This window comes from Bradyrhizobium yuanmingense, assembly GCF_900094575.1.
Taxonomy (GTDB): Bacteria; Pseudomonadota; Alphaproteobacteria; order Rhizobiales; family Xanthobacteraceae; genus Bradyrhizobium; species Bradyrhizobium yuanmingense.
Map to the genome: position 1 here is coordinate 431,696 of NZ_FMAE01000004.1, position 26,198 is coordinate 457,893.

The window sequence follows — 26,198 nt, forward strand, 5'->3', positions numbered from 1 at the left end:
CCGGGTGGTTAACGCCTTGATCGGGCTCGCTTTGCCTTGCCACCGCCATATCGTTAGGCTACCTCGCCGCCACACGGGGACGGGATTCCTGACGCGAACGCTTTGGCGCGCGCACCCGGACGGGCATGGGATTGGCATAAGTGTCTGAATTATTTGACGAAGTCAACGAGGAAGTACGTCGCGAACAGTTCAAGAAGCTGTGGGACAAGTATTCGATCTACTTCATCGCGCTGATGGTGCTGATCGTCGCCGGCGCCGGTGGCTGGCAGGGTTATAGGTACCTGGAGGCCCAGAAGGCCGCCGCGGCCGGCGCCGCTTTCGAGAAGGCCGCCGAGCTGTCCGAGCAGGGCAAGCACGAGGACGCCGAGAAAGCCTTCACCGAGCTCGCCGCCAAGGCGCCGTCCGGCTATCGCACCCTGGCGCGGCTGCGTGCTGCGGCCGAGGCCGCGAGCCGCGATCCCAAGGCGGCCGCGAAGATGTATGACGACATCGCCGCCGACCGCAGCATTGGCGGCGAGTGGCAGGATCTGGCCAAGATCCGCGCCGCGGGGCTCCTGCTCGACAGCGCTGGCTATGCCGACATCCAGCAGCGGCTGGAAGCTTCCGCCGCGCCGAAATCGACCTTCCGCCACACCGCCCGGGAGATGCTGGCGCTGTCGGCCTGGCGTAACAACGACATGACTGCAGCCCGCAAATGGCTCGAGGCGATTGACGGAGACGGCGAAACGCCGCCCGGCCTGCGCTCTCGCGCCGAGGCGCTCCAGGCTTTGTTGCCGCCCGTCGCCAAAAGCTGACGACGGTTCTCTGACGTAACGAGACACCAAGATGCGCCGCACGCCACGCTTGATCGCAGCCGCCGTCCTGATCGCCTTCACCGGCGTCCTGGGCGGCTGCTCCAGCTTCGATCCGAGCGATCTGCTCGACTTCCTCGACACCAAGAAGAAGCTGCCGGGCGACCGCAAGCCGGTCTTCCCCGAGGGTGTGCCGGGGCTCGAGCAGGGCGTGCCGAGGGATCTCTACAAAGGCGCACAGCAGCAGCAGCCCGACCCGAACGCACCTGCCGTCGCGGCCCTGCCTGCGGAGCCGGAGCCGGCCAAGCCGGCAAAGGGGGCCAAGGCAAAGAATACCAAGCAGTCCGCCGCGCCGGCCGAAGCACCCGTCGGCGAGGTCGACGGCGAGGCGCAGCCGGAGGCAGCGCCGGCGACGTCCGCTCCGCCGCCCAAGCACAAGATCGTCCGCAGGCGCACCACCGCGCCGCCGCCAGATCAGCCGGCCCAGCAGGCGCAGCCGACCAAGCCCCCGCAGCAGCAATCGCAGAGCGCCTTCCCGGCACCGCTGCCGAGCGGCAGCTTCTCGCGCTGATATTTCCCATTGCATTGACAGGCGCAGCCCCGGCAGCGCACGAATGACCGATGTCCTTCACGATCGCCATCATCGGCCGGCCCAATGTCGGCAAGTCGACGCTGTTCAACCGCCTTGTTGGGCAGAAGCTCGCGCTGGTCGATGACCTGCCCGGCGTCACCCGCGACCGCCGCGAAGGCGAGGCCAGGCTCGGCGATCTCCGCTTCACCATCATCGATACCGCCGGCCTCGACGAGGGCGCAAAGGGCTCGCTGACCGCGCGCATGCAGGAGCAGACCGAGACCGCGATCGCGCAGGCCGACGCGCTGTTCTTTGTCATCGACGCCCGCATCGGCCTGACGCCGACCGATCGCGCCTTCGCCGATTTCGCCCGCAAGGCCGACAAGCCGGTGCTGCTCATCGCCAACAAGAGTGAGGGCAAGCACGGCGATGCCGGCGCGATGGAAGCGTTTGCGCTCGGCCTCGGCGATCCCATCCAGATCTCGGCCGAGCACGGCGAGGGCATGGGCGAGCTCTACGATGCGCTCGCGAAGCTAATGCCCGAACCCGTCGAGGAAGATGACGATGAGGACGACGCGCCGATCTCGGAGGAAGAGGCCGCGACGCGCCCGATCCGGGTCGCGATCGTCGGCCGGCCCAATGCCGGCAAGTCGACGCTGATCAACCATCTGCTCGGCGAGGAGCGCCTGCTGACCAGCCCCGAGGCCGGCACCACGCGCGATTCCATCGCAGTCGAGATCAACTGGAAGGGCCGCGATTTCCGCGTCTTCGACACCGCGGGCCTGCGCCGGCGCTCGCGCATCGAGGAGAAGCTGGAAAAGCTCTCGGTCGCGGACGCACTGCGCGCGGTGCGCTTTGCCGAAGTGGTCGTGCTGATGATGGATTCGCAGAACCGCTTCGAGGAGCAGGACCTGCGCATCGCCGACCTGATCGAGCGCGAGGGACGGGCGGTCGTGCTCGCCGTCAACAAATGGGATCTGATGGAGACCAAGGGCGGCGGCGCGATCTCCGGCCTGCGCCGCGATGCCGATCATTGGCTGCCGCAGCTCAAGGGTGTGCCCATCGTCGCCGTCTCGGGCTTGATGGGCGAGGGCATCGATCGCCTGATGCAGGCGATCCAGGACGCCTATGCGATCTGGAACAGGCGCGTGCCGACCTCGGCGCTCAATCGCTGGTTCGAGCAGGCGATCCAGGCCAACCCGCCGCCGGCGGTCTCCGGCCGCAGGCTGAAGCTGAACTACATCACGCAGACCAAGGCCCGGCCGCCGAGCTTCGTGCTGTTCTGCTCGCGCGCGGACGCCGTGCCGCAATCCTACTTGCGCTATCTCACCAATTCCATGCGCGAGACCTTCGAGCTGCCGGGCACGCCGGTGCGCATCACGCTGCGCGAGAAGGCCAATCCCTTCGCGCACAAGCGCAAGCGGCCATCGTGAGCGACGGTGCCGGCGAGGCGGTGGTGCAGGACGCAGCGCCGGCCCGCCGCGGCGCGGTCGCCTTCATCTTCGTCACCATCCTGCTCGACATGGTCGCGCTCGGCGTGATCATGCCGGTCCTGCCGAAGCTGATCGAAAGCTTCGTCGACAACGACACCGCACATGCCGCGCGCATCTTCGGCCTGTTCGGCACCGCCTGGGCCTTGATGCAGTTCGTGTTCTCGCCGGTGCTTGGTGCGCTGTCCGATCGTTTCGGACGCCGGCCGGTGGTGCTGCTGTCGAATTTCGGGCTCGCAGCCGATTACGTCTTGATGGCGCTGGCGCCGTCGCTTGTGTGGCTGTTCATCGGCCGCGTGATCTCCGGCATCACCTCGGCGAGCATCTCGACCGCCTTCGCCTATATCGCCGACATCACGCCGTCGGAACGGCGTGCGGCGGTCTTCGGCCGGATCGGCGCGGCCTTCGGCGCCGGCTTCATCTTGGGGCCAGCGCTCGGCGGCCTGCTCGGCGATATCGATCCGCGCCTGCCGTTCTGGGCCGCGGCGGCCCTGAGCTTCGCCAACGCGCTCTATGGCCTGTTCGTGCTGCCGGAGTCGCTTGCGCCCGACAAGCGCGCGCCGCTGCGCTGGCGCAGCGCCAGTCCGCTCGGAGCGCTGCATCTGCTGCGGTCCGACGCGCTGCTTGCCGCGTTGTCGATCGTCAACTTCATCGCGCAGGTCGCCCACGTCGTGCTGCCCTCGACCTTCGTGCTCTACGCGACCTATCGCTACGGCTGGGATGCCAAGACGGTGGGCTTGACGCTCGCCATGGTCGGCATCTGCGCCATGGTGGTGCAGGGCTTTGCGATCGGCCCCATCGTGCATGCGCTCGGCGAGCGCAACGCGCTCCTGCTCGGCCTCTGCTGCGGCGCGGTCGGATTGGTGGTCCTCGGCGCTGCGCCGACCGGACCGCTATCGTGGCTCGGGATTCCCATTCTGGCGCTGTGGGGCATCTCCGGCGCCGCCTCGCAAGCGCTGATGACGCGGCTCGTCGCGCCGGATCAGCAGGGCCAGCTGCAGGGCGCAACCGCGAGCGTGCAGAGCGTGTCGCAGCTCGTCGGCCCGTTCCTGTTCACGCTGACATTTTCCTATTTCATCGGCGCCAGCGCGCCGTTGCATCTGCCCGGCGCACCGTTCCTGCTCGCCGCGGTGCTGATGGTGGTGTGCGTGGCGATCGCGGTGCGGTCGCTGGGTGCGACCAGGACAGTCTCGTAGGGTGGGTTAGCCTCGCGGTTCGCGCGAAGCGCAAACCGCGAGGCGTAACCCACCTCTTTCATTTCCGCGGAGGCGGAAGAGGTGGGTTACGCAAGCGGACTGCGCTTTGCGCAGCCGCATGCTAACCCACCCTACGATCCTACTTCTTCACCAGCGGGCAGTCGCTGTCCTTGAGCGGCTTGGCCGCATCTTCCGGCGCGATGGTGGCGACCAGCTTGTAATAGTCCCACGGCCCCTTCGACTCCTCGGGCTTCTTCACCTCGAACAGATAGGCGGGGATGAGGCGGCGGCCGTCCTGGCGCAGCGGGCCCTTGCCGAACAGCGGATCGTCGGTCGGTAGCTCCTTCATCTTGGCGACGACCTTGGCGCCGTCACGCGGATTGCTGCCGAGCGCTTCCATCGCCTTCAGGTAATGCAGGATCTCGGCGTAGAGGCCCGCAACCGTCATCGAGGGCATCGAGCCCTTGGGCGAGACCTTCTGGAAACGCTTCGACCATTCGCGGGTCTGGTCGTTGAGGTCCCAGTAGAACGACTCGGTGAAGGTCAGGCCCTGCGCGGTCTTCAGGCCGAGCGAGTGCACGTCGTTGATGAACAGCAGCAGCGCCGCGAGCTTCTGGCCGCCCTGGACGATGCCGAACTCGGCGGCCTGCTTGATCGCGTTGGTGGTGTCGCCGCCCGCATTGGCAAGGCCGATGATCTTGGCCTTGGAGGACTGCGCCTGGAGCAGGAACGAGGAGAAGTCCGCCGTGTTCAGCGGGTGCTTGACGCCGCCGAGCACCTTGCCACCGGTCGCCGTGACGACCGCGCCGGTATCACGCTCCAGCGCATGGCCGAAGGCATAATCCGCGGTTAGGAAGAACCAGCTGTCGCCGCCCGCCTTGGTCAGCGCCTTGCCGGTGCCGTTGGCGAGCATGTAGGTGTCGTAGGTGAAGGACACGGTGTTGGGCGTGCAGGCCTTGCCGGTGAGGTCGGCGGTGGCCGCACCCGAATTGAGCAGCACCGCATTCTTTTCCTTGACGAGGTTGCTCACCGCGAGCGCGACGCCGGAGCTCGGCGTGTCGGCGATGGCGTCGACCTTGTCGGCGTCGATCCATTGCCGGGCGATGTTGACGCCGATGTCGGGCTTGTTCTGGTGATCGCCGGAGAGCACCTCGATGGTCCAGCCCTTGGCCTTCAGGCCGGAATCCTCGACCGCCATCTTCACTGCCGCCACCGAGTTCGGGCCGCCGATGTCGGCATAGAGGCTCGACATGTCGTTGAGCACGCCGATCTTGATGGTCTTGTCTTGCGCGAAGGCGGATGTGGCAAAGCCGAAAGCGGCACAGGCCAGAAGAGCCGCGGCGCGGCGTGCGGGCATCGTCATAAAGGCTTCCTCCATTGTCAAATATGCGGACGGCTCTCTTCGGGAGCCTTGTTCCAATTGACGCTCTACCGTGTCCCATGGCCGACGGCAATGCACCTAAAGCCGGATGACGCTGCGTCGTAGCGTCATCCATCGGTTAACTTTTGGGCAAAATGCGTTGAGACGCTATTTCAGCGCGTTCGATGTCGGCTTGAAATTCTAAATGTGCTTTCCGGTATCGAACTCGGCGGTACGGACATTACCGCCGGCATGACGTCCAAGGCCTCGGAGGGCCATCAGGCCGGCGCGCGGAAGCTCATCAGGGTGCGGGTCTTGTAATCGTAGAATTTGCCGGTCTCAGTCCAGTCGGGCGCGCACAGCGGCACGATGTATTCTGCGACCTGCTCGGGCGTGTCGAGCGTCGCCGGATCCTCGCCGGGCATCAGGGTGGCGCGCATGCGGGTGCGCACCGGGCCCGGATTGAACAGATTGACGCGCAGCTTCGTGTTTGCGGTTTCCTGCGCCCAGGCACGCGCCAGCGTCTCCAGTGCGGCCTTGGAGGCCGCGTAGGGGCTGACATAAGCGGTGGCCTTGTTGGCGGCACCCGAGGTGATGAACACGGCGCGGCCGGCATCGGATTGCCTGAGCAGCGGTTCCATGCAGCGGATCAGCTGGAAGTTCGCGGAGACGTTCACCGCCATCACGTCGTTGAAGGTCTTCAGCTCGATATGGCCGATCGGCGAGGAGGGGCCGAGCACGCCGGCATTGCCGACGAGGATGTCGAGCTTGCCGTAGCGCTCGTGCAGGCCGGCGCCGAGACGCGCGATGCCGTCGGAATCGGTGAGGTTGAGCGGCACCAGGGTGGCGCTGCCGCCGTCTTTGCGGATCTCGTCGTCGAGCTCTTCCAGCCCTCCTTGCGTGCGTGCGGTGGCCACAATATGCGCGCCGGCTTTCGCCAGTGCGATTGCCGTGGCGAAACCGATGCCGCGCGAGGCGCCGGTGACGAGAGCGATACGGTCAGCGAGGGGCTTTGTCATGGCGGGGTTTTACAGCCGTGGACGGCCGGGACAAGCCCAGCCACGACGGAATTTGGCCCTCAAGCTTTAGCTACCGCCGCCCGATTGAATATTGTCGCTGTTGGTTCGTTTCCCGAGCTCAGCTGCATCGGCGCGCCCTTGCGTCAGCTCGCCTCCGCCAGCAGCGACAATTGCCGCGGCTGCGGCTCGGTCTGGGTCTGGTCGGTGAGGTGGGTCGGATAGACGCCGGTGAAGCAGTGATCCGCAAACTTCGGATTGGCGGGGTCGCGGCCTGGCTCGCCCATGGCGCGGTACATGCCGTCGATCGACAGGAAGGCGAGCGAGTCAGCGCCAATGAGCTCGCGCATCTCCTCCAGCGTATGTGTCGCCGCCAGCAGGCCGCCGCGGTCGGGCAGGTCGATGCCGTAATAATCGGGATAGAGGATCGGGGGCGAAGCGAGGCGGAAGTGCACTTCCTTGGCACCGGCATCGCGCATCATGCGCACGATCTTCTTGGAGGTGGTGCCGCGCACCAGCGAGTCGTCGATCAGGATGATGCGCTTGCCTTCGATCGCGGCGCGGTTGGCCGAATGCTTCATGCGCACGCCGGATTCGCGGATCGCCTGCGTCGGCTGGATGAAGGTGCGGCCGACATAATGGTTACGGATGATGCCGAGCTCGAACGGCACGCCGGAATACTGGCTGTACCCGACCGCGGCCGGCACGCCGGAATCCGGCACCGGCACCACGACGTCGACCGGAACGTGGCTCTCACGCGCCAGCTGCGCGCCGAAATTCTTGCGCACCTCGTAGACCGAGCGGCCGTGCACGATGGAATCCGGCCGCGAGAAGTAGATGTATTCGAAGATGCAGGGGCGCGGTGCCATCGGCGGGAACGGCTTGTGGATGTCCTGGCCGTTCTCGTCGAACACGATGACTTCGCCGGGCTCGATGTCGCGCACGAAGCGGGCGCCGATGATGTCGAGGGCGCAAGTCTCCGAGGTCAGGATCGGACAGCCGTCGAGTTCGCCGAGCACCAGCGGGCGGATGCCGCGCGGATCGCGCGCGCCGACCAGCTTCTTGTTGGTCAGCGAGACCAGCGCATAGGCGCCCTCGATCTCGCGCAGCGCGTCGATGTAGCGCTCGATGAAGCGGACGCGCTTGGAGCGCGCCACCAGGTGCAGGATCACCTCGGTGTCGGAGGTCGATTGCATCATGGCGCCGTTCTTGACGAGCTCGCGGCGCAACGTCAGGCCGTTGGAGAGGTTGCCGTTGTGAGCGACCGCGAGACCGCCGGCATTGAGCTCGGCGAACAGCGGCTGCACGTTGCGCAGGATGGTCGCGCCGGTCGTGGCGTAGCGGACATGGCCGACCGCGACATTGCCGGGCAGGCGGTCGATCACCTCGCGGCGGGAGAAGGTGTCGCCGACGAGGCCGAGGCGGCGTTCGGAGTGGAAGCGGCTGCCGTCGTAGGAGACGATGCCGGCGGCCTCCTGGCCGCGGTGCTGGAGGGCGTGAAGGCCGAGCGCGGTGATGGCGGCCGCATCAGGGTGGCCGTAGATGCCGAAGACGCCGCATTCCTCGCGCAGCGTATCGCCTTCCAGATCGTCCTGAAGCTCAAGCGCCGCCGGGCCTGGACCGGCGTTTGGATCGAGATCAAGCAGGGCGTCCTGGTCAGGGTGTCGCATCTCGTTCTCGCCTCTCTTTTGGGGCCCTATCAACGCGCCGCAGGTTTCTCGATCAGCTTTTTCATGCCGTCACGAGCCGACTTACTGTACCCGTCGCCACTGCCCGAAGGCTGCTGCTCGGATTCAGCTTGATCATCATCTGGTTTGTTTTTCTTGAATCTCTTCAAGATGGTGTTCTCGGGGTCGTCAGGCAAGAGGGCCATCAGCCAATCGCCGGTTCCCTGCAGCACGACGCGGGACTTGGCCCCGCTGACCCAGTCGGGGCGCTGCTTGTCCGGCACCAGCCAGGTGAAGAACAGGAACGCGACCACGACGATCAAAAGCCCGCGAGCCAGCCCAAACAGGAAGCCGAGGGTCCGATCCAGCGCGCCGATCCGCGAATCCAGGATCATGTCGGAGATCCGGACCGTGATGACGGAGACCACGACCAGGGTGCCGATGAACACGCCGGCCACGACGACGACGCTCGCCACCGTGTCGTTGTTGAAATAGGTCTTGGCGGTCGGCAGCAGCTTCGAGAACGAATACAGCGTCACGATCGCCGCGGCACCCCAGGCCGCGATCGACAGGATTTCGCGCATGAAGCCGCGAACCATCGCGAGCAGGCCCGAGATCAGCATCACACCGAGCAGGATCAGGTCGAGGATGGTTACTGGCATCGGCTGGTCTGGTCCGCTCGTACTTCAAAGGTGCTCTAGCGAATCGGTGCTTGGCCGCTGCCCTAAAAGAAGGGCGGACGGCGTTCCCGGCAAGGCCGCAACCACGCAATCCCATGCTGCTTTTGTGACGGCTGTATAGCGGCGGAGGCCTCCGGCGTCACCTCCACCTAACCCTCTCCGCGGCGGAATCTGGCCGGTGTGGCATTTTTCTCTGGCTGTGCACCGGATTCGCCCCGGCGGGAGCCCCGCGCTGCGATCTCGGCCACCAATGTCGTCAGGCTGTTCACCGCGTTCAGGGACAGTCCGGCATCGCCGCCCGCATCGCCCCGTGCCGATTCGGGCAGCACGGCGCGCTGGAAGCCGAGCTTTGCCGCTTCCTTGAGCCGGGCCGGGGTCTGCGCCACCGGGCGCACCACGCCCGACAGCGAGATTTCGCCGAAATAGACGGCATCGGTGGGTAACTGCGCATTAACCAGCGACGACACCAGGGCCGCGGCGGCGGCGAGGTCGGCCGCGGGCTCGTGGATGCGAAGGCCGCCGGCAACGTTCAGATAGACGTCGTGGCCGGACAGCTTGACCCCGCAATGGGCCTCCAGCACCGCCAGCACCATTGAGAGCCGGCTCGGATCCCAGCCAACCACGGCCCGGCGCGGGGTGCCGAGCGAGGTCGGGGCCACCAGTGCCTGCAATTCGACCAGCACGGGCCTCGTGCCCTCGATGCCGGCAAAGACCGCGGTACCGGGCGTGCCGAGGTCGCGCTCCGACAGGAACAGCTCGGACGGGTTGGTGACCTCGCGCAGGCCGAGGCCCGTCATCTCGAACACGCCGATCTCGTCGGTCGGTCCGAAGCGGTTCTTCACCGCGCGCAGGATGCGGAATTGCTGCGAGCCTTCGCCCTCGAACGACATCACCGCATCGACCATGTGCTCGACCACGCGGGGGCCGGCGATCTGGCCGTCCTTGGTGACGTGGCCGACCAGGATGATGGCGGCCCCGGTCTTTTTGGCGAAGCGGATCAGCGCCTGCGCCGAGGCGCGCACCTGCGTCACCGTGCCGGGTGCGGATTCCACCGTGTCGGTCCACATGGTCTGGATCGAGTCGATCACGATCAGCCGGGGCACCGCGCCCTCCGACAGCGTCGAGACGATGTCCTCGACCGAGGTCTCGGCCGCGAGCTGCACCGGCGCGTCCGACAGCCCGAGCCGCTCGGCGCGCAGGCGCACCTGGGCGACCGCCTCTTCGCCGGAGATGTAGACGACGCGGTGGCCGGCGCGCGCGAGCAGGCTGGTCGCTTGCGTCAGCAGCGTCGACTTGCCGATGCCGGGATCGCCGCCGACCAGCAGCACCGAGCCGCGCACGAAGCCGCCGCCGGTGACGCGGTCGAGCTCGGTCATCCCCGAGGACAGGCGCGGCGCATCCGGGCTCTTTCCGGCGAGACTCTCCAGCGCGAAGGTTCTTCCCTTGCGCTTGGAGCGGATCGACACCGGCACGCTTCCGCTGGTGTCTTCTTCCGCCAGCGTATTCCACTCGCCGCAGGACTCGCACTTGCCCTGCCAGCGGTTATAGGCCGCGCCGCAGTTCTGGCAGACGAAGGACAGTGTGGATTTGGCCATGGGGAGCGCGAGTCGCGGGTTTCAGATGTGCTGATAGCACGGATTGGCAGGCCGATCGCCGGCGCTTCGAATATCTCAATTCGGCACGGGAGATATACCTTTCGTTAGCCCTGCGCCGCTGTGCCCGGTGCGATTTTGCCAATTCTTAGCGGACGTGGGTCCAATCTCGGAACCAATGGGGGCGGCGAAATTGACGAGATTCCTGCGAATATTGCTCGCGGCGGGCATGGCCTGCGGCGTCTTCGGGTCCGTTGGCGGTAGCATCGCCAGGCCCCTCAACATCGTCTTCGTCAATCCCGGCAAGTCCGGCGAGGTTTATTGGGACATGGTCGCGCAGACCATGCAGGCCGCCGGCCGCAAGCTCGATGCCCATGTCGAGGTGCTGACCAGCGAGCGGAACCACCGCACCATGCAGGAGCTCGGCTTCGGCGTGGTGGTCCGTCCCGACAAGCCCGACTTCCTCATCCTGTCGAACGAGGAATCCGCCGCCGTTCCCATCCTGGAGGCGGCCGAAGCCGCGGGCGTCAAGACGCTGCTGCTTTCGAACACGCTGATCGGCGAGGACGCGGTGCGCCTTGGACCGCCCAGGCAAAAGCTCAAGACCTGGCTCGGCGACATCACGACCGATCTTCAGACCGCGGGCGCGCGGATGGCCAATGCGCTGATCACGGCGGCGCGTGCCGAGAAATGGCAGAGCGCGGACGGCAAGATCCACATTCTCGGCATCGGTGGCGACGAGACCACGCCCGCCTCGATCGCCCGCAACGCCGGCCTCACGCTCGCGGTGGATGCTGCGTCCGACGTCGTGGTGGACCGCATGCTGTTCGCCAACTGGACGAAGTCCGAGGCCGAGCGGGTCACGGCAAATTACCTGAGCTGGGCCGCGCGCAAGCAGATCCGGCCCGCCGGGATCTGGGCCGGAAACGATCCGATGGCGCTCGGCGCGCTGCGCGCGACGATCGCCGCCGGCCTCGTGCCCGGCGAGAACATCCAGGTGGTCGGCCTCAACTGGTCGGAGGATGCGCTGCGCGAGATCAAGGCGGGCCGCATGCTCCTGACCGATGGCGGGCATTTCCTGCTCGGCGGCTGGTCCGTCGTTCTCCTGCGCGATTATGCCGATGGCTGCGATTTTGCTGCCGTCTCGCCCCGCGTCGAGGTCAAGACGTCGGCGATCACGCGCGACAATCTCGCTTCGGTCGCCGACCTCATCAAGACCCGTGCGTTCGACCGGATCGACTTCGCGCGGTTCCGGGCGAAGGCCTGGCGCTGCGGTCAATATGACTTTTCCCTCGATGCGCTCATCTCGTCGCTGCCGGTCGCCGAAGGCGTTGCCGACTGATGCGCAAGGATGAGGCGATGACCGAGCCGGATCGCAACGAGCAGGCAGCGCCGCCGCGCTTGCGCTCGGTCGTCCACGCGATGATCTGGGCCACCGTGCCCGTTCTGCTGCTGGTGCAATTGCTCGCCTCCGCCGGCGTCGAGGCATCGAGCTTCTGGTCGCAGCTCAGGCAACTCGACGCCCGCATGGCCCGCGTCGCCGAGAGCCGGGCCGAGCTGATCGCCGAGCCGCTCTGGAAGATGCGCTACGACCAGGTCACGGGCGTGCTCAACGAGATCATGCACGACGAGACCATTGCGGCGGCGGCCGTCTATGACGATACCGGCGCTGCGATCGCCCGCGTGGTCGCGCGCCCCCAAGGCCAGTCGGTCGCCGAAGTCTCGCACCCGATACACTACAGCAACGGCAATATGGCCGTTCAGGCCGGCCGCATCGCCATCGCCTATTCGCGTGCGACGCTGTACGCGGATGCGGGCAGCCGCCTGCTGCTGATGCTCGTCGTCGGGCTGCTGGCAACGTTCGCGACCCTGATCGCCATGCGCATCTCCGCCAACATCTTCATCGGCCGGCCGCTCGCGGCCATGATGTCGGCGATCCAGCGCAGCAAGCAGGACGGCCGGGCCTATCCGGCCGATGTCACGTCCTCGAACGAATTCGGGCAGCTCGCGCGCGCTTTCAACGCCATGCAGCACACGACGTCCGGCGCGCTGGACCGGCTCGGGCACATGGCGACGCACGATCCGCTCACCGGGCTGCCGAACCGGCGCTCCCTGACCGAGCGCCTCGCCGTGACGAGCCAGAATGGAGGCGCGCCGGATACGCTGGTCGCGTTCTGCTTCATCGATCTCGACGACTTCAAGGGCATCAACGACACCTTCGGTCACGAGGCCGGCGATGCGTTCCTGGTCCAGATTTCGCAGCGCCTTCGTCGCGCGGTCGAAGCCGAGGACTGGGTCGCAAGGCTCGGCGGCGACGAGTTCGTCGTCATTCGCCCCGAGGTGAGCGACGAGCGGGCCGCGCACGCATTCGCTCAACGCGTGCTCGATGCCATTTCCGAGCCGATCCGCCTCCATGACAAGCAGGTGGTGCCGCGCGCCAGCATCGGCCTTGCCGTGCGCCACGCCGACGATCCGGAACTGTCGCATCTGCCGACGCTCGCCGACATCGCGCTCTATCACGCCAAGAGCAAGGCGCCCGGCACGGTCGCCGTGCTGGACGAAGCGCTTCAGCGCGACTATCGCCGCCGCAGGGATCTCGAGCTCGCAATTCCCACCGGCTTCGCCGAGGGCCAATTCGAGGTCTGGTACCAGAGCCAGGTCGATCTCGATAGCCACGAGGTCGTCGGTCTGGAAGCGCTGATCCGCTGGCGCCATCCCGAGCACGGCGTGATCGGCCCCGGCGAATTCCTGCCGCTGATCGAGCGCAGCGGGAACAATGCGCGGCTGACCCGCTACGTGCTGACCGATGCCTGCCGGGCCTTGCAGCAATTGGCCGCTGCGGGCAGGCCGCAGCTGCGGATCGCGATCAATCTGCCGCCGTCCGAGCTTGCCGACCACTCGCTCGCCGCCGAGCTGCGCGCGACCTGTGCGCGCTTCGGTGTCGCGGCATCGATGCTCGAGCTCGAGATCACGGAAGGGTCGCTGATCAACAACATCGCCAGCGCCTCCGAAACGCTGCATCGCCTGCGGCGCCTGGGAGCCACGATCGCGCTCGACGATTTCGGCACGGGCTACTCTTCGCTCGCCCATCTGCGCCGGTTTCCGCTCGACAAGGTGAAGATCGACAAGGCGTTCATCAGCGAGATCCCCGACAGCGCCGAGGACAAGGCCATTGTCGGCGTCATCGCCTCGCTCGCCGCCACGCTGGGACTGACATTGGTCGCCGAAGGCATCGAGCGCGCCGAGCAGGCGGAGGCCATGCGCGAGATCGGAGTGCGGCTCGGGCAGGGGTTCCTCTATCAGCGGCCGCAGCCACTCGAGGCCGTGCTGCAATGGCTCGACGGGCAGCCGGCCGTGGCGAGCCGCGTCGTCTCTGACAGCCCATCGATCACCTCCGAATTCGCCGTCTGAGTTGCGGCTGGGTCACGGCTGCGTTGCGGTCCAGAGCATCGAGAGCCCCGCTGCGATCATGATCGCGTCCATCAGCAGGCGGAAGGTTTCCGGCCTCAGATGCAGCACGAAGCGTTTGGCGATGAAGGCGCCCGACATCAGTGAGGCGCCCGCGATCAGACCCTTGATGAAGACCTGCCCGGTCAGGGCGCCGAAACGCCCGAAAGTCACCGACTTCGCGAAATAGAGCCCCAGCGAGGAGGCCGCTTCGGTGGCGAGGAACGCGCCCTTGGACAGGCCATAGAACAAGAACAAGGGCACGCTGAGCGGCCCGGTCGAGACCACGATGCCGGTGAGATAGCCGATCAGCGCGCCGCCGATGGCGAGATGCCAGAGATTGGCCTTGAGCTCGTGCCGCGCCAGAAAGTGCCGCACCGGCACCATCGCGATCAGGAAGAGGCCGATGGTGAGATCGACGGCATGCGAGGGCAGTGCCAGCAGCGTCCGCGCGCCGAGCGCCGCCGCCGGGATGCCCGTGACCGAATAGGCCGCGCAGGCCCGCCAATCGACCTCGCGCCACCAGGCCAGGATCCGCGAAAAATTCGCCATGACGGAGGCCACCGCCATGATCGGCACGGCCTCCTTCGGCCCATAGGCATAGACCAGCACCGGCATCAGCATGATCGACGAGCCGGTGCCGACGATGCCGGAGATGGTGCCGGCGACGAGGCCGACGGCGAGGACGAAGAGAAAGGCCAAAACAGCCTCCAGGAATCGGGAGAGTTTAGCCGCGGGCAGCGATGCGGGCGATCAGTCCTACGCGAGGGAGCCCATCGCGCTGCGCATGGGCATGCCGGTCTGGGCGCCGGCCTTGAGGCATTTCAAAGCCGCCGCTTCGCAACTCACTTCGAGCGCGCGTTGCAGCGACACGCCTTCGCTGATCATCGCCGCAAAGGCGCCGACGAAGGTGTCGCCGGCGCCGGTCGTGTCCACCGGCGTGATGCGCTGGGCGGGCGCCCGCAGGCGGGTGCCTTCCGCCGTCACGGCGAGCGCGCCTTGTGCGCCGGCGGTGACAATGCAGGTGAGGTTGCCGGACTTCGCGAGTCCGGCGCTTGCGGCTTCGTAGTCGGCGGACGCCAGGCCGATGGCGGTGGCGGCGTCGCGCGCCTCGTGCTCGTTGACGAGGAGATAGTCGGTAACGGCGAGAAGCTCGGTGACCATCTCACGCGTCATCTGCTCCGGAACGGGTGCAAGGTTCCAGATGACGGTGCCGGAGGCCGCGGCGGTTCTTCGGGCAGCTTCCAGCGCGTGCGCAAAGGGCACCTCCATCTGAAGCACTAGTACGGTGCCCAAATTGAACAGCTCGCTCGCAAGATCGCCGGCACGCGCCGTCATGTTGGCGCCGCTCGCCACCGTGATTGCGTTCTCGCCGGCCTGATCGACGGTGATGAAAGCGCAGCCGGTCGGCTCGTCGGCTCTGATGACGCGGTCGGCGTCGACGCCGTTGGCTCTGAGGTTCTCGATCGCGCTGTCGCCAAATCCGTCCCGGCCGACGCGGCCAGCCATGCTCACGCGTCCAGGCCCGGCGATCCGCGCGGCGGCAACGGCCTGATTGGCACCCTTGCCGCCGAAATGCGTCCGGTAGGACGGCGCCAGCACCGTTCGGCCGGGACCTGGAATCACCGGGACCTGCGCGACCAGATCGATGTTTAGCGATCCGAACACCAGGATCATGGCGGAGAGCCCTCAGCCTTCCTCGTCCATGACGCGCAGCTTCTCGACGCGGCGGCGGAAATCCTCGTCGGTGGAGAATTCGGCGGACAGGTACGACGACACGAGATCGACAGCGAGCCAGGCGCCGACGATCTGCGCGCCGATGCACATGACGTTGACGTCGTCATGCTCGACGCTCTGATGCGCGGAGTGGACGTCGTGGCAGACCGCGGCGCGGATGCCCTTCATCTTGTTGGCGGCGATCGAGGCGCCAACGCCGGTGCCGCACACCATGATGCCGCGCGCGGCTTCGCCCGACGTCACCTTCGCCGCCACGGCGCGGGCGATGTCGGGGAAATCCACCGGCTTGTCGTCATAGGAGCCGACGTCGATGACCTCGTGGCCGAGCTTGCGGATGTGGTCGATGACGGTCTGTTTGAGCGGCCAGCCGGCGTGGTCGGATCCGATGACGAGACGCATTCTTTGTCCTTCTTGATCTTTGCATTGATCGTGACAGCCGCGCGCGGCTGTCACGATGTCTTTCCCCGTGGTTCAGCTGCGCATGTCCGCCGGCAGATCGACGCCGTGGAATTTCTTGTAGATGGCGTTGAGCTTGCCGTTCTTGACGTTGTCGGTGATCCAGGCGTTGAGCTTGTCCATCAGCGGCTGCTCACCCTTCTTCAGGCCGATCGCGAGGTCGAAGGTCGCCAGCGGAATCCGGGACTCGAACACGCGCGAGGGATTCTTCACGCCGATCTGGTTGATGATTGTCGCGGACGAGCCGACGCAGTCGACCTGGCCCGACACCGCCGCCGTCACCATGGTGGCATCGTCGTCATAGCGTGCGATCTTGAGGTCCTTGTCCTTCATGTTGGACAAGGTTGTGTCCTGCGTGGTGCCGCGCGAGACGCCGATCGACTTGTCCTTCAGGTCCGGCCAGTCCTTCACGGTCGACGATTTCAGGCAGCCGACGTCGGATTGCAGCGTCGCATAGCGCTTGGTGAAGTCGATCACCTTGGCACGCTCGGCCGTCACCGACAGGGTCGAGATGATGATGTCGGCCTTGCCGGTCAGGACGTTCGGGATGCGGGTCGCACCGGTGGTCTGGATGAATTCCAGCTCGAGGCCCCAATCCTTGGCGAGCATCTGCGCCACTTCGACATCGGAGCCCGTCGGCTTCATGGTGGAATCCATCATGCCCGAGGGCGGGATGGCGAGGTCGGTCGATATGCGGATCTTCTTCGCCTTCATGATGTCGTCGAGCAGATCGGCCGACGCGGGCGTTGCCGCCATCATGATGAGGCCGCACAACGCGGCGGCAGTCCCCAGCACCATTCTGTTGGTCATCCCTTGGTTCTCCTCTCCCTGTTATGATTTTAGGTTCCCCGTCCCCACGAATTGCGTGAGTTCGGGCGTGGTCGGCGACGTCAGGATCGAGGCAGGTCCGGTCTCGTGGACCTTGCCTCGATGCATGAACACGATCCGGTCGGCGATGCCCTTGGCGAAGCCCATTTCGTGGGTAACCATCACCATGGTCATGCCGTCAGCCGCGAGCTGTTCGATCACCTTCAGCACTTCGCCGGTGAGTTCGGGATCGAGCGCGGAGGTGACCTCGTCGAACAGCATCACCTTCGGCTGCATGGCGAGCGAGCGGGCGATTGCGGCGCGCTGCTGCTGGCCGCCCGAGAGCTGCTCGGGATAGGCGTGCAGCTTTTCATCCAGCCCGACCTGCGCCAGAACTTTTCGTGCGAGATCCTTGGCCTGCGACGTCGCCATGCCCTTCACCGCGCAGGGCGCGAGCGTGATGTTCTGCTCGATGGTGAGGTGCGGAAACAGATTGTAGCTCTGGAACACGATGCCGACGTCCTGGCGTAGCGCACGCAAGTTCACGTCGGGACGGTCGACGCGATGCCCGCAGACCACGATCTGGCCGCCGTCGACCTTCTCGAAGCGGTCGATGCAGCGCAGCGCCGTGCTCTTGCCGGAGCCGGAGCGGCCGATCAGGGCGAGCACCTCGCCACGTGCAACGGCAAAGGAGACGCCGTCGAGCACGCGGAGCGCGCCAAAGCTCTTCTGCACGTTGTGGAGCGACACGATCGGTTCGGAGGAGGGGGCGTTTTGCTGCATGTCAGGCTGGCGCGAGGTTGGACCTGCCACGTCCCATCCGCCGTTCCAGCCTCTGGCTGAACAGCGACAGGGGATAGCACATGGCGAAGTAGGTGACGGCGATGATGGCGTAGATGGCGAACGGTTCGAACAGCGAGTTGTTGACGATCTGGCCTGAGCGCATCAGCTCGACGAAGCCGACCACGGACGCGAGCGAGGTGTTCTTGATGATCTGCACCATGAAGCCGACGGTCGGCGGCGTCGCGATGCGGATCGCCTGCGGCAGGATCACCTTGACCATGCGCTGGGTGCGGCTCAGCGCCAGGCCTTCGGCGGCTTCCCATTGCGGCTTCGGCACAGACTGGATGCAGCCGCGCCAGATCTCGCCGAGATAGGCCGCGACGTAGAGCGTCAGCGAGGCACCGGCCGCGACCAGCGGCGAGACCTTCAGGCCGATCGCGGCAATACCGAAATAGCCGAGGAACAGGATGACGAGCAGCGGCGTGCCCTGGATCAACTGGACATAGATCGCACTGGCGAGCCGCACCGATTTCAGCGGCGAGATGCGCGCCAGTGCGATCACGAAGCCGACGATGCCGCCGCCGATCAGCGCGATCAGCGACAGACCGATGGTCCACAGCGCGCCCTGGCCGAGGAACATCAGGTGATTGATGTTGAGATGTCCGCCCATGGTCATCTCACAACGGCGTGCCGAGCCGGCGCCGGCGCGGAAACAGGAGGAGGCCGAGGCCCCAGAAGCCGGCACGCATCACCAGCGACAGGATGACGTAGAGCACGGCGACGATGATGTAGGTCTCGAACGCGCGATAGGTGTCCGACTGGATGTAGTTGGCGACCGCGGTGAGCTCCTCGGCCGAGATCTGCGAGCAGACCGAGGAGGCCAGCATCAGGAGCACGAACTGGCTGGTGAGCGCAGGATAGACCTTCTCGACCGCCGGCAGCAGGATGATGTGCCAGTAGATCTGGAAGCGCGACAGCGCCAGCCCCTCGGCGGCCTCGATCTGCCCGCGCGGGATCGCCTCGAAGCCGGCCCGCATGATCTCAGCGGTGTAGGCGCCGACATTGATGGTCAGCGCCGCCACCGCCACCGTGAAGGCGGAGTATTTCAGGCCGAGGCTGGCGAGGCCGAAATAGACCAGGAAGATCTGCACCAGCAGCGGGGTGTTGCGGATGGTCTCGACATAGACTTTGCAGGCACCTGCAATCAGCGAATTGTGTGTGCCGCGTCCGACCGCCGCGAGCGTGCCGAGCAAAGCGCCTAGCACGGTCGCGAAGAATGCCAACTCAAGCGTGAGGACGGCGCCGGCCAGAAAGCTCGGCCAACGCTCCAGCACTGCGGGAAAGTCGAGTTGGAGGCTCATCGTTCCAGGGTCAGCCGGTGGTCTGGTTGGTCATGCGGTCATAGACGCGGAACAGCGCTTGGTTGCCGTTGCTGCCTTCGCCATGGGCGCGCGCGTCGACATATTGGCTGGTGACGAGCGCGGTGCCAGGCAGGGGCACGTTCAGGGCCTGTGCGTGCTCCTGCACCAGGCGAAGGTCTTTGAGCTGCAGATCGATCCGGAAGCCCGCGGAAACGTCGCCGGCGATCATCGCGGGGCCGAGCTTGTCCAGCATCCAGGAAGCGGCGGAGCCGCCGAGCAGCACCCGGCGGAGCAGGTTGAGATCGAGGCCCGAAGCGCGGCCGAGCGCGAGCGCCTCGCAGATCGCCTGGATGTTGATGCCGCAGATCAGCTGATTGCAGAGCTTGACGGTCTGGCCGGCGCCGGATGCGCCGACATGGGTGATGGTCGTGCCCATCGCGCGGAAGAACGGCTCGGCCTTGGCGAACGTGTCCGCATCGCCGCCGGCCATGATCGAGAGCGCGGCGTTCCTGGCGCCCACCGGCCCGCCGGAGACCGGCGCGTCGATGAAGCCGACGCCTGTCTTCTGCAGGTCCGAATGGATGCGGCGGACGGCGACCGGCGAGATCGTGCTCATGTCGACGATCAGCTTGCCCGGCGGCGGGGAATTCAGCAGGCCCTGCTCGCCGTAGATCGTCGCCTCGACGTGCGGCGTGTCGGGCAGCATGGTGATGACGATATCGGTGCCTTGCGCGGCATCGGCAGGGCTTTTGGCACGCGTCGCGCCTTCCTTGACGCTGTCGGCCAGCGCGGCTTCGTTCAGATCGAAGACGCGGACCGCGTGGCCCGCCGCCTGCAGGTTGCGCACCATCTCCCGCCCCATCGTGCCGATGCCGATGAAGCCGACCTTGCCCTTGTCGTTCCGTCCCATGTCGTCAGTCCGTTTCTTGTTTAATTGGCGTCTTGATTGAAGGGCTGTGCGCGATCAGCCCGAGGCACTTGTCTTGTCGATGTCGCCGACGACGGCGCGTCTGCGGTATTCGTCGCCGATGGCGAAATGCTTGCGCAGCGTCGCATCCGCGCGCTCGGGATCGCGCGCAATGAGGGCTTCGAAGATGCGGCGGTGATCGTCGACAAGGTAGGTCTTCATCGACGGGAAGGCCTGCACCAGCTCGCGGCGGCTGCGATGCGAATGTGTCAACAGGCCCGCCATGGAGGCGTGCAGCACGCTCAGCGTCTCCGAATGTGAGGCGACGACGATCGCGCGGTGGAAGTCGAAATCGGCCATGCCGCCGGCATCGGCTTCGTCGATGGTCTCGCCGATCTTCGTCAGCGCGCGCTGCAGCCGTTCGAAATCGGCGATGTTGGCGCGCTCGCAGGCGAGCCGGATCGCCTGGCATTCGATCGCGACGCGCGCCTGCATGACGTCCTCGAGCATGTCGGCCTGCTGGGCGAGGGCGAAGGTGAAGAAGTCGTTCAGCACCGAGACATCTGGCCGCGTCACGACGGTGCCGATGCGGTCGCGGATCTCGACGATCCCGAGGACGGTGAGGGCGCGCAGCGCCTCGCGGACGATTGGCCGGCTGACGCCGAGCAGGGTGGCGAGCTCGCGCTCCGAAATCAGGCGGTCGCCCGGCCTGAGCGAGCCGGTAAGCAGGCGCTCGCGCAGGAAGGCAAACACCTTCTCGAACCCCTTTTCGCCGTCGGCGGCTCGCTTGAACTCCATCCCCGTCTCTTTGGTCTGATCGTGGTCAGACCAGTATGCTTACCAGGCCGCGGAGGTCAAGAGGCTTCCCTCCGAGGGATCAGCGGGGCGAGCTCGATCGCGGAGCACCGCAATGATGAGGCTTCATGGCGCCGCGCCGGCTCGGTTTGCATCTTTCGTCTGACGGCTCAGCCTTGAACGTTCCGACCGGCTCTCCTCGCGTGCTCCTGATGTTCGACGGACGCAAGGAGCTCCAGTTGGCTCGCCAGAGCGAGATAGGCGTTGGAAACGCTCAGAAGCACATTGGCGAGGCGCTTCGCCGATGTGGCATCATTCGCGCGCGCTCGATATTGCTCCGCAAGCTTGCGACAATCGTCGGGTTTGAGCATTCAGCCCCCAAAGAGAGCTGAACACCGCGTCGCGGTCCGGGTTCCTAATCGCGAGGCCCACTCTAGCTATACAGACGTCGTCGGTTGCGGCACACGCTCCGAGTTGCCATCATCCGTGCAAACCGCGATCATGGTGCAGTGACCCTCACGTCTCTCAAAAGCAACGTCCGACTCCTTTACGAGGGCGCAACGCCGGACGGCGTGCGCTTCCGTTATGCGCTGCTCATCTTCGATATCGTGACGGTGCTGTTCATTATTGCGACCTCGTTCCTGCCGCCCAGTGACATCGTCGAGACGCTCGATGTCCTGTTCGGCGTCATTCTGCTTGCGGACTTCTCCGCCCGGCTCCTGGTCGATCAACATCCGTTTCAAAAATTCACCCAGCTCGCGACCTGGGCTGACATGGTTGCGATCGTGTCCTTCCTGGCACCCCTTGCCGGCGAGGCGGGCGGCTTTCTCCGGATTTTGCGGACGTTGGGCCTGCTTCGCGACTACCAGATGCTGGTGAGGCTGCGCATCGATTCCCCGTTCTTTCGTCGCAACGAAGAGGTCATCTTCGCCGTCACGAACCTCGCCGTTTTCATCTTCGTGATGACCGGGATCGTTTACGAGACCCAGAAGTTTCGCAACGACGAGATCCGGAACTATGCCGATGCCCTGTATTTCACCGTCACGGCGCTGACGACGACCGGCTTCGGCGACATCACGCTGGCGGGTACGTTCGGTCGTCTGATCACCGTCGTGATCATGATTTTCGGCGTGACGCTGTTCTTCAATCTCGCCCGCGCGCTCCTCAGTCCCCACAAGGTGCGGTTTCCATGCCCGACGTGCGGGCTCCAGAGGCACGATGCCGATGCGGTGCATTGCAAGGCTTGCGGCACCGTCCTCAACATTCCCGATGAAGGGGCGATCTGAAGAGCCCTCGGCGCCACGTGGACGCCTTCGATGGTGACATCATGCCAGTGTTTTGCCCGACGGATCAACTTTGATTTCGGTTTACCCGTAAGTAATTGAGCGGACTGGGGCCAGCTACTGTGCATGGGGTTGTTTTCAGGTTTTATCGGGCGGCCCGCTGCTGACTGCGTTTGGGTCACCGCAACACCACCCACGCCGGCGCGTGATCGCTGGCGCCGTCCTCGCCGCGGATCTTCTTGTCGACGCCGGCTTTGGCGAGGCGCGGGGCGAGGGCAGGGCTGAGCAGGAGATGGTCGAGCCGCAGGCCCGCATCGCGTGGCCAGCGGTTCCGCTTGTAGTCCCAGAACGTGTAGATGCGCTCGTCCGGATGCAGCTCGCGGATCGCGTCGCACCAGCCTTGCTGGACCAGCGCGGCAAAGGCTGCGCGGCTCTTCGGCTGGATCAGCGCATCCTTGTCCCATGAGCGCGTCGGATAGATGTCGATCTCGGTGGGCGCGACATTGTAGTCGCCGGCGAGCACCACCGGCAGGTCCTGCTTGATGAAGGTGTTGGCGTGGCGCCGCAGCCGCGCGAACCAGTCGAGCTTGTAGTCGAATTTCGGTCCCGGCTGCGGATTGCCGTTGGGCAGATAGATGCTGGTGACGATGACGCCGCGTACGGCGGCCTCGATGTAGCGCGCTTCGAGATCGGCAGGCTTTCCCGGCAAACGGTCGCGCGTCAGCACGGGCTCGGCATTGCGGGCGAGGATGGCGACGCCGTTCCAGGTCTTTTGTCCACGCCACACCGCGCCATAGCCGGCCCTTTCGATGGCGGCTGCCGGAAATTCGCCATCACTTGCCTTCAACTCCTGGAGCGCGACGACATCGGGCTTCGCCATTCGCAGCCATGCCAACAGATTGGGCAGGCGGCGGTTGATGTTGTTGATGTTGAATGTCGCGATCTTCATCTAGAGCTACCGGCTCTGCCTTTCGTCCCCGGAGATACAATGTCCAAACTGAGCTTTGCCGCTACCGCCTTCGTCGTCGCGTTCTCCGGGGCCACGGCACAGTCAGCCGAAACGCGCGGCGCGTGCAAGGCTGACTACGACAAATTCTGCGCCGGCATCGCGCCGGGTGGCGGCATCGTCGCCTGTCTCAACGCCAAGCGCGACCAGCTCAGCGCCACCTGCAAGACGGCGCTGGACAGCAGAAAGAAGAAGTAGGTGCGGATGGTTTAACTTGGCAGCGGCGGCAACGCCGACGGCTGTTCGATCGACGGTGGGGAAGGCGGCTGCCCCGCGTTCGAGGCGGGCTCCGGCTTCGTCAGCGGCTCCTCGACATTGCCACCCTTGTAGACGCGGGCATAGCGGCGGCCGAGGCTGGTCAGCACCTCATAACCGATCGTGCCGAAATGGTGCGCGAGCTCGTCGACGGTGATGCCTTCGCCGAGCAGCGTCACCATGTGCCCGCGCCGCACCGCGTTCGGCGGCAGATCGGTGATGTCGATCGCGATCAGGTCCATGGAGATGCGGCCCGCGACAGGGCAGCGCTTGCCGGCCACGATGACATCGGCGCCGCGGGTGCCGTCGTTGGAGCTGGCGGCGCGGAAATAGCCGTCGGCATAGCCGACTGCGATGATCGCCAGTTTCGTCGGCCGCCGCGCGGTCCAGGTGCCGCCATAGCCGACGGTCTCGCCGCGATCGATGGTGCGGATCTGCACGATGCGCGCCTTGAGGTCGACGACCTGCTGCATGGGATTGTCGGCCTCCGGCGTTGGGTTGACGCCGTAGAGCGCAGCTCCCGGGCGCACCAGGTCGAACTGGAAGGGCGCGCCGAGGAAGATGCCGGAGGAGTTGGCGAGTGCCGCCGGCACGCCTGTGAACTCGCTGGCGATGCTGCGGAAGGCCGCGAGCTGTCTGGCATTGATCGGGCTGTTGAGCTGCTCGGCCGAGACCAGATGGCTCATCACCAGCGTGATGCCGTGGTCGCCGGCGTTGATGCGGGGGATGATGGCCTGCGCTTCCGACAGCGTCAGCCCGAGCCGGTTCATGCCGGTGTCGATGTGAACAGCGGCGCCCCCGTTCCAGCCGGTGCGGCGGCAGAACACGTCCCATTCGGCGAGTTCGTTGAGATCGCCGATCACCGGACGGCAATTGATCTTGGCGTAGTGCTCGCCGGTGTTCTGGAAATAGCCGCCGAGCACGTAGATCGTGGGCTCCGGAACGGCGGCGCGCACCTTGCGCGCTTCCTCGATGGTGGCGACGAAGAAGGTCTTGCAACCGGCTTTGCTAAGGGCGCGCGACACCTGCTCGGCGCCGCAGCCATAGGCGTCGGCCTTGATCACCGCCGAACATTCGGCCGGCACCGCGGTCTTCTCGAGCTTGCGCCAATTGGCGATGATCGCATCGAGATCGACGGTCAGCACGCCGCCGAAGGCGGCGAGCGCGGCAGCCTGGTTGGCCTCCGGGGAGAGTGGGCCGGATTGCGGGATTGATTTCGGGGCGGACGCCATTGTCATGGCGTCGTTTTACGCAAGAGACGGGCCCCGTTCAACCCGGGGAACAATCTAGTAGTCGCTGCGGTCCGGCAGTTGGCCGTCATGCGCGAGGTCGCCGAAGCGCGTGACCGAGGCATCGAAGTGCAGCTCGACGGTGCCGGTCGGACCGTGGCGCTGCTTGCCGATGATGACTTCGGCGCGGCCCACGGTGCGTTCCATGTCGGCCTGCCATTTGGCATGCTCTTCGGTGCCGGGGCGCGGCTCCTTCATGGCGAGGTAATATTCCTCGCGGAACACGAACAGCACGACGTCGGCGTCCTGCTCGATCGAGCCGGATTCACGCAAGTCCGACAGCTGCGGCCGCTTGTCGTCGCGCGATTCCACCTGACGCGAGAGCTGCGACAGCGCGATCACGGGAACGTTGAGCTCCTTGGCCAGCGCCTTCAGGCTGGTCGTGATCTCCGTGATTTCCTGCACGCGACTGTCGCTGGCGCGCTTGCCCGAGCCCGAGAGCAGCTGGATGTAGTCGATCACCAGGAGATCGAGGCCCTTCTGGCGCTTGAGCCGGCGCGCGCGCGCCATCAGCTGCGCGATGGAGAGGCCGCCGGTGGCGTCGACGTAGAACGGCAGCGACTGCAGCTCGATCGAGACCTGCCGGATCTTCTCGAAATCGGCCTCCGTGATGCCGCCGCGGCGGATGTGGGAGGAGGGAATGCCGGTGCGCTCGGCCACGATACGCGTGGCGAGCTGGTCGGCCGACATTTCGCAGGAGAAGAAGCCGATCACGCCGCCATTGGCGGCCTTCATGGTGCCGTCGGCCTGAAGCTCCGGCACGTAGGCCTGCGCGACGTTGTAGGCGATGTTGGTCGCCAGCGACGTCTTGCCCATGCCGGGGCGTCCCGCGACGATGATGAGGTCGGAATGCTGCAGGCCGCCCATCTTGGTGTCGAGGTCGCGCAGGCCCGTCGAAATGCCCGACAGCTTGCCGTCGCGCTGGAATGCCTTGGCCGCGAGATCGACCGCGACCGTGAGCGCCTGCGAGAATTTCTGGAAGCCGCCGTCATAGCGGCCGGACTCGGCGAGCTCGTACAGCTTGCGCTCGGCGTCCTCGATCTGCGCCCGCGGTTGGAAGTCGACCGGGGCGTCATAGGCGACGTTGACCATGTCCTCGCCGATGCCGATCAGGTCGCGGCGCAAGGACAGATCGTAGATGGTGCGGCCATAGTCCTGGGCGTTGATGATGGTGGTGGCTTCGGCCGCAAGCCGCGCCAGGTATTGTCCGATGGTCATGCCGCCGACATCGGTATCGGCCGGCAGGAACGTCTTCAGCGTGACCGGGGTGGCGATCTTGCCCATCCGGATCAGGCTGCCGGCGGTCTCGAAGATGGTCTGGTGCAGCGGCTCGAAGAAGTGCTTGGCCTCCAGGAAGTCGGAGACGCGGTAGAAGGCGTCGTTGTTGACCAGGATTGCGCCCAGAAGGCTCTGTTCCGCCTCGATATTGTGCGGTGCGCTCCGATAGGCGGGAGTTCCGGCATCGGGCGCGAGTTTGAGAACGTTCGAATCAGTCAGTGCCATGGTCGGACGTGCTTAGCAATTTTCTTGGGCGGATGCGGGGCCGGGATAAAGCGCCGCCGCAGGTCAAAGCGGAAGCAAAAGCTGACCGCTATCAACCGCTCAGTTAAAATGGTGGATGATTAGCAGTCGCAGCACGCGCCGCGCTTGACTGGATTTTGGCGGAGCTCGCTCGGCGCAGAGGGCTGTGATCGCGCCGCGGAAAAATC

The 26,198-nt window shown here is 65.7% G+C and carries 25 protein-coding genes and 1 pseudogene; 8 read left to right on the forward strand and 18 right to left on the reverse strand.

What is annotated here, in order from left to right:
- Positions 1–140: 140 nt before the first annotated feature.
- The 4 genes from GA0061099_RS15555 to GA0061099_RS15570 are packed head-to-tail and all read left to right on the forward strand — an operon-like array spanning position 141 to position 4,048.
- Positions 141–794, forward strand: a complete 654-nt coding sequence (locus GA0061099_RS15555; protein WP_036022675.1) for a tetratricopeptide repeat protein — start codon at positions 141–143, stop codon at positions 792–794.
- 31 nt (positions 795–825) lie between these two features.
- Positions 826–1,362, forward strand: coding sequence for a hypothetical protein (locus GA0061099_RS15560; protein WP_036022676.1), 537 nt, complete (start codon positions 826–828; stop codon positions 1,360–1,362).
- A 50-nt stretch (positions 1,363–1,412) separates the two neighbouring features.
- Positions 1,413–2,795, forward strand: coding sequence for a ribosome biogenesis GTPase Der (gene der, locus GA0061099_RS15565; RefSeq protein WP_036022679.1), 1,383 nt, complete (start codon positions 1,413–1,415; stop codon positions 2,793–2,795).
- Positions 2,792–4,048 (forward strand): TCR/Tet family MFS transporter, encoded by a 1,257-nt coding sequence (locus GA0061099_RS15570; RefSeq protein ID WP_036022680.1) that lies wholly within the window; start codon positions 2,792–2,794, stop codon positions 4,046–4,048. The genes der and GA0061099_RS15570 overlap by 4 nt, the downstream gene beginning before the upstream one ends.
- 139 nt (positions 4,049–4,187) lie before the next feature.
- On the opposite strand, the gene GA0061099_RS15575 is transcribed toward GA0061099_RS15570, so the two are convergent.
- From GA0061099_RS15575 to radA, 5 genes are all read right to left on the reverse strand, one after another.
- Complete coding sequence (locus tag GA0061099_RS15575) at positions 4,188–5,411, reverse strand: ABC transporter substrate-binding protein (protein WP_036000868.1); 1,224 nt, start codon at positions 5,409–5,411, stop codon at positions 4,188–4,190.
- A 275-nt stretch (positions 5,412–5,686) separates the two neighbouring features.
- Positions 5,687–6,427 carry an SDR family NAD(P)-dependent oxidoreductase gene (locus GA0061099_RS15580; protein ID WP_036022682.1) on the reverse strand — a complete coding sequence of 247 codons (741 nt, stop codon included), beginning with the start codon at positions 6,425–6,427 and terminating at the stop codon, positions 5,687–5,689.
- Positions 6,428–6,570: 143 nt separating this feature from the next.
- A complete protein-coding gene (gene purF / locus GA0061099_RS15585) occupies positions 6,571–8,094 on the reverse strand; it encodes an amidophosphoribosyltransferase (RefSeq protein ID WP_036000798.1) in 1,524 nt (507 codons plus the stop codon).
- Between the two features lie 29 nt (positions 8,095–8,123).
- Positions 8,124–8,753, reverse strand: a complete 630-nt coding sequence (locus GA0061099_RS15590; protein WP_036000794.1) for a CvpA family protein — start codon at positions 8,751–8,753, stop codon at positions 8,124–8,126.
- Between the two features lie 167 nt (positions 8,754–8,920).
- Positions 8,921–10,366 (reverse strand): DNA repair protein RadA, encoded by a 1,446-nt coding sequence (gene radA, locus GA0061099_RS15595; RefSeq protein ID WP_036022683.1) that lies wholly within the window; start codon positions 10,364–10,366, stop codon positions 8,921–8,923.
- A 226-nt stretch (positions 10,367–10,592) separates the two neighbouring features.
- Here radA and GA0061099_RS15600 point away from each other — a divergent pair, with 226 nt between their 5' ends.
- Both GA0061099_RS15600 and GA0061099_RS15605 read left to right on the forward strand, forming a co-directional pair.
- Entirely contained in the window at positions 10,593–11,705 is a 1,113-nt protein-coding gene (locus tag GA0061099_RS15600; RefSeq protein WP_036022684.1) for an ABC transporter substrate-binding protein, read from the forward strand.
- Positions 11,706–11,722: 17 nt separating this feature from the next.
- Complete coding sequence (locus tag GA0061099_RS15605; protein WP_420886529.1) at positions 11,723–13,774, forward strand: putative bifunctional diguanylate cyclase/phosphodiesterase; 2,052 nt, start codon at positions 11,723–11,725, stop codon at positions 13,772–13,774.
- Positions 13,775–13,786: 12 nt separating this feature from the next.
- Here the strand turns inward: GA0061099_RS15605 and GA0061099_RS15610 are convergent, their stop codons facing one another.
- From GA0061099_RS15610 to GA0061099_RS40020, 10 genes and pseudogenes are all read right to left on the reverse strand, one after another.
- Positions 13,787–14,512: a sulfite exporter TauE/SafE family protein gene (locus GA0061099_RS15610; RefSeq protein WP_036022690.1), complete on the reverse strand. Its 726-nt coding sequence runs from the start codon at positions 14,510–14,512 to the stop codon at positions 13,787–13,789.
- A 57-nt stretch (positions 14,513–14,569) separates the two neighbouring features.
- Complete coding sequence (locus tag GA0061099_RS15615) at positions 14,570–15,487, reverse strand: ribokinase (protein ID WP_036022691.1); 918 nt, start codon at positions 15,485–15,487, stop codon at positions 14,570–14,572.
- Between the two features lie 12 nt (positions 15,488–15,499).
- Positions 15,500–15,946 (reverse strand): ribose 5-phosphate isomerase B, encoded by a 447-nt coding sequence (gene rpiB / locus GA0061099_RS15620; protein WP_036022692.1) that lies wholly within the window; start codon positions 15,944–15,946, stop codon positions 15,500–15,502.
- A 72-nt stretch (positions 15,947–16,018) separates the two neighbouring features.
- Positions 16,019–16,813 (reverse strand): transporter substrate-binding domain-containing protein, encoded by a 795-nt coding sequence (locus tag GA0061099_RS15625; protein ID WP_036000770.1) that lies wholly within the window; start codon positions 16,811–16,813, stop codon positions 16,019–16,021.
- Positions 16,814–16,834: 21 nt separating this feature from the next.
- Positions 16,835–17,593, reverse strand: coding sequence for an amino acid ABC transporter ATP-binding protein (locus GA0061099_RS15630; protein ID WP_036000768.1), 759 nt, complete (start codon positions 17,591–17,593; stop codon positions 16,835–16,837).
- Between the two features lies 1 nt (position 17,594).
- A complete protein-coding gene (locus GA0061099_RS15635) occupies positions 17,595–18,263 on the reverse strand; it encodes an amino acid ABC transporter permease (protein WP_036022701.1) in 669 nt (222 codons plus the stop codon).
- A 7-nt stretch (positions 18,264–18,270) separates the two neighbouring features.
- Positions 18,271–18,954: an amino acid ABC transporter permease gene (locus GA0061099_RS15640; RefSeq protein WP_036000766.1), complete on the reverse strand. Its 684-nt coding sequence runs from the start codon at positions 18,952–18,954 to the stop codon at positions 18,271–18,273.
- A 10-nt stretch (positions 18,955–18,964) separates the two neighbouring features.
- Positions 18,965–19,870: pseudogene (locus GA0061099_RS15645) on the reverse strand (NAD(P)-dependent oxidoreductase); the annotation flags it as partial.
- A gap of 48 nt (positions 19,871–19,918) precedes the next feature.
- The gene (locus tag GA0061099_RS15650) at positions 19,919–20,659 is read right to left on the reverse strand and encodes a FadR/GntR family transcriptional regulator (protein WP_036000760.1); all 741 of its coding nucleotides are present in this window, start codon (positions 20,657–20,659) and stop codon (positions 19,919–19,921) included.
- Positions 20,660–20,826: 167 nt separating this feature from the next.
- Complete coding sequence (locus tag GA0061099_RS40020; RefSeq protein WP_141697612.1) at positions 20,827–21,027, reverse strand: hypothetical protein; 201 nt, start codon at positions 21,025–21,027, stop codon at positions 20,827–20,829.
- A 138-nt stretch (positions 21,028–21,165) separates the two neighbouring features.
- Between GA0061099_RS40020 and GA0061099_RS15660 the strand changes: the two genes are divergently transcribed.
- Complete coding sequence (locus tag GA0061099_RS15660; RefSeq protein WP_036022702.1) at positions 21,166–21,942, forward strand: potassium channel family protein; 777 nt, start codon at positions 21,166–21,168, stop codon at positions 21,940–21,942.
- 175 nt (positions 21,943–22,117) lie between these two features.
- Here GA0061099_RS15660 and GA0061099_RS15665 read toward each other — a convergent pair whose 3' ends face one another.
- Complete coding sequence (locus tag GA0061099_RS15665) at positions 22,118–22,888, reverse strand: exodeoxyribonuclease III (RefSeq protein WP_036022694.1); 771 nt, start codon at positions 22,886–22,888, stop codon at positions 22,118–22,120.
- A gap of 39 nt (positions 22,889–22,927) precedes the next feature.
- Between GA0061099_RS15665 and GA0061099_RS15670 the strand changes: the two genes are divergently transcribed.
- A complete protein-coding gene (locus tag GA0061099_RS15670; protein WP_036022695.1) occupies positions 22,928–23,143 on the forward strand; it encodes a hypothetical protein in 216 nt (71 codons plus the stop codon).
- Between the two features lie 11 nt (positions 23,144–23,154).
- Here GA0061099_RS15670 and alr read toward each other — a convergent pair whose 3' ends face one another.
- Entirely contained in the window at positions 23,155–24,432 is a 1,278-nt protein-coding gene (gene alr, locus GA0061099_RS15675) for an alanine racemase (protein WP_036022697.1), read from the reverse strand.
- A 54-nt stretch (positions 24,433–24,486) separates the two neighbouring features.
- Positions 24,487–25,992, reverse strand: coding sequence for a replicative DNA helicase (locus GA0061099_RS15680; RefSeq protein ID WP_036000744.1), 1,506 nt, complete (start codon positions 25,990–25,992; stop codon positions 24,487–24,489).
- Positions 25,993–26,198: the final 206 nt, after the last annotated feature.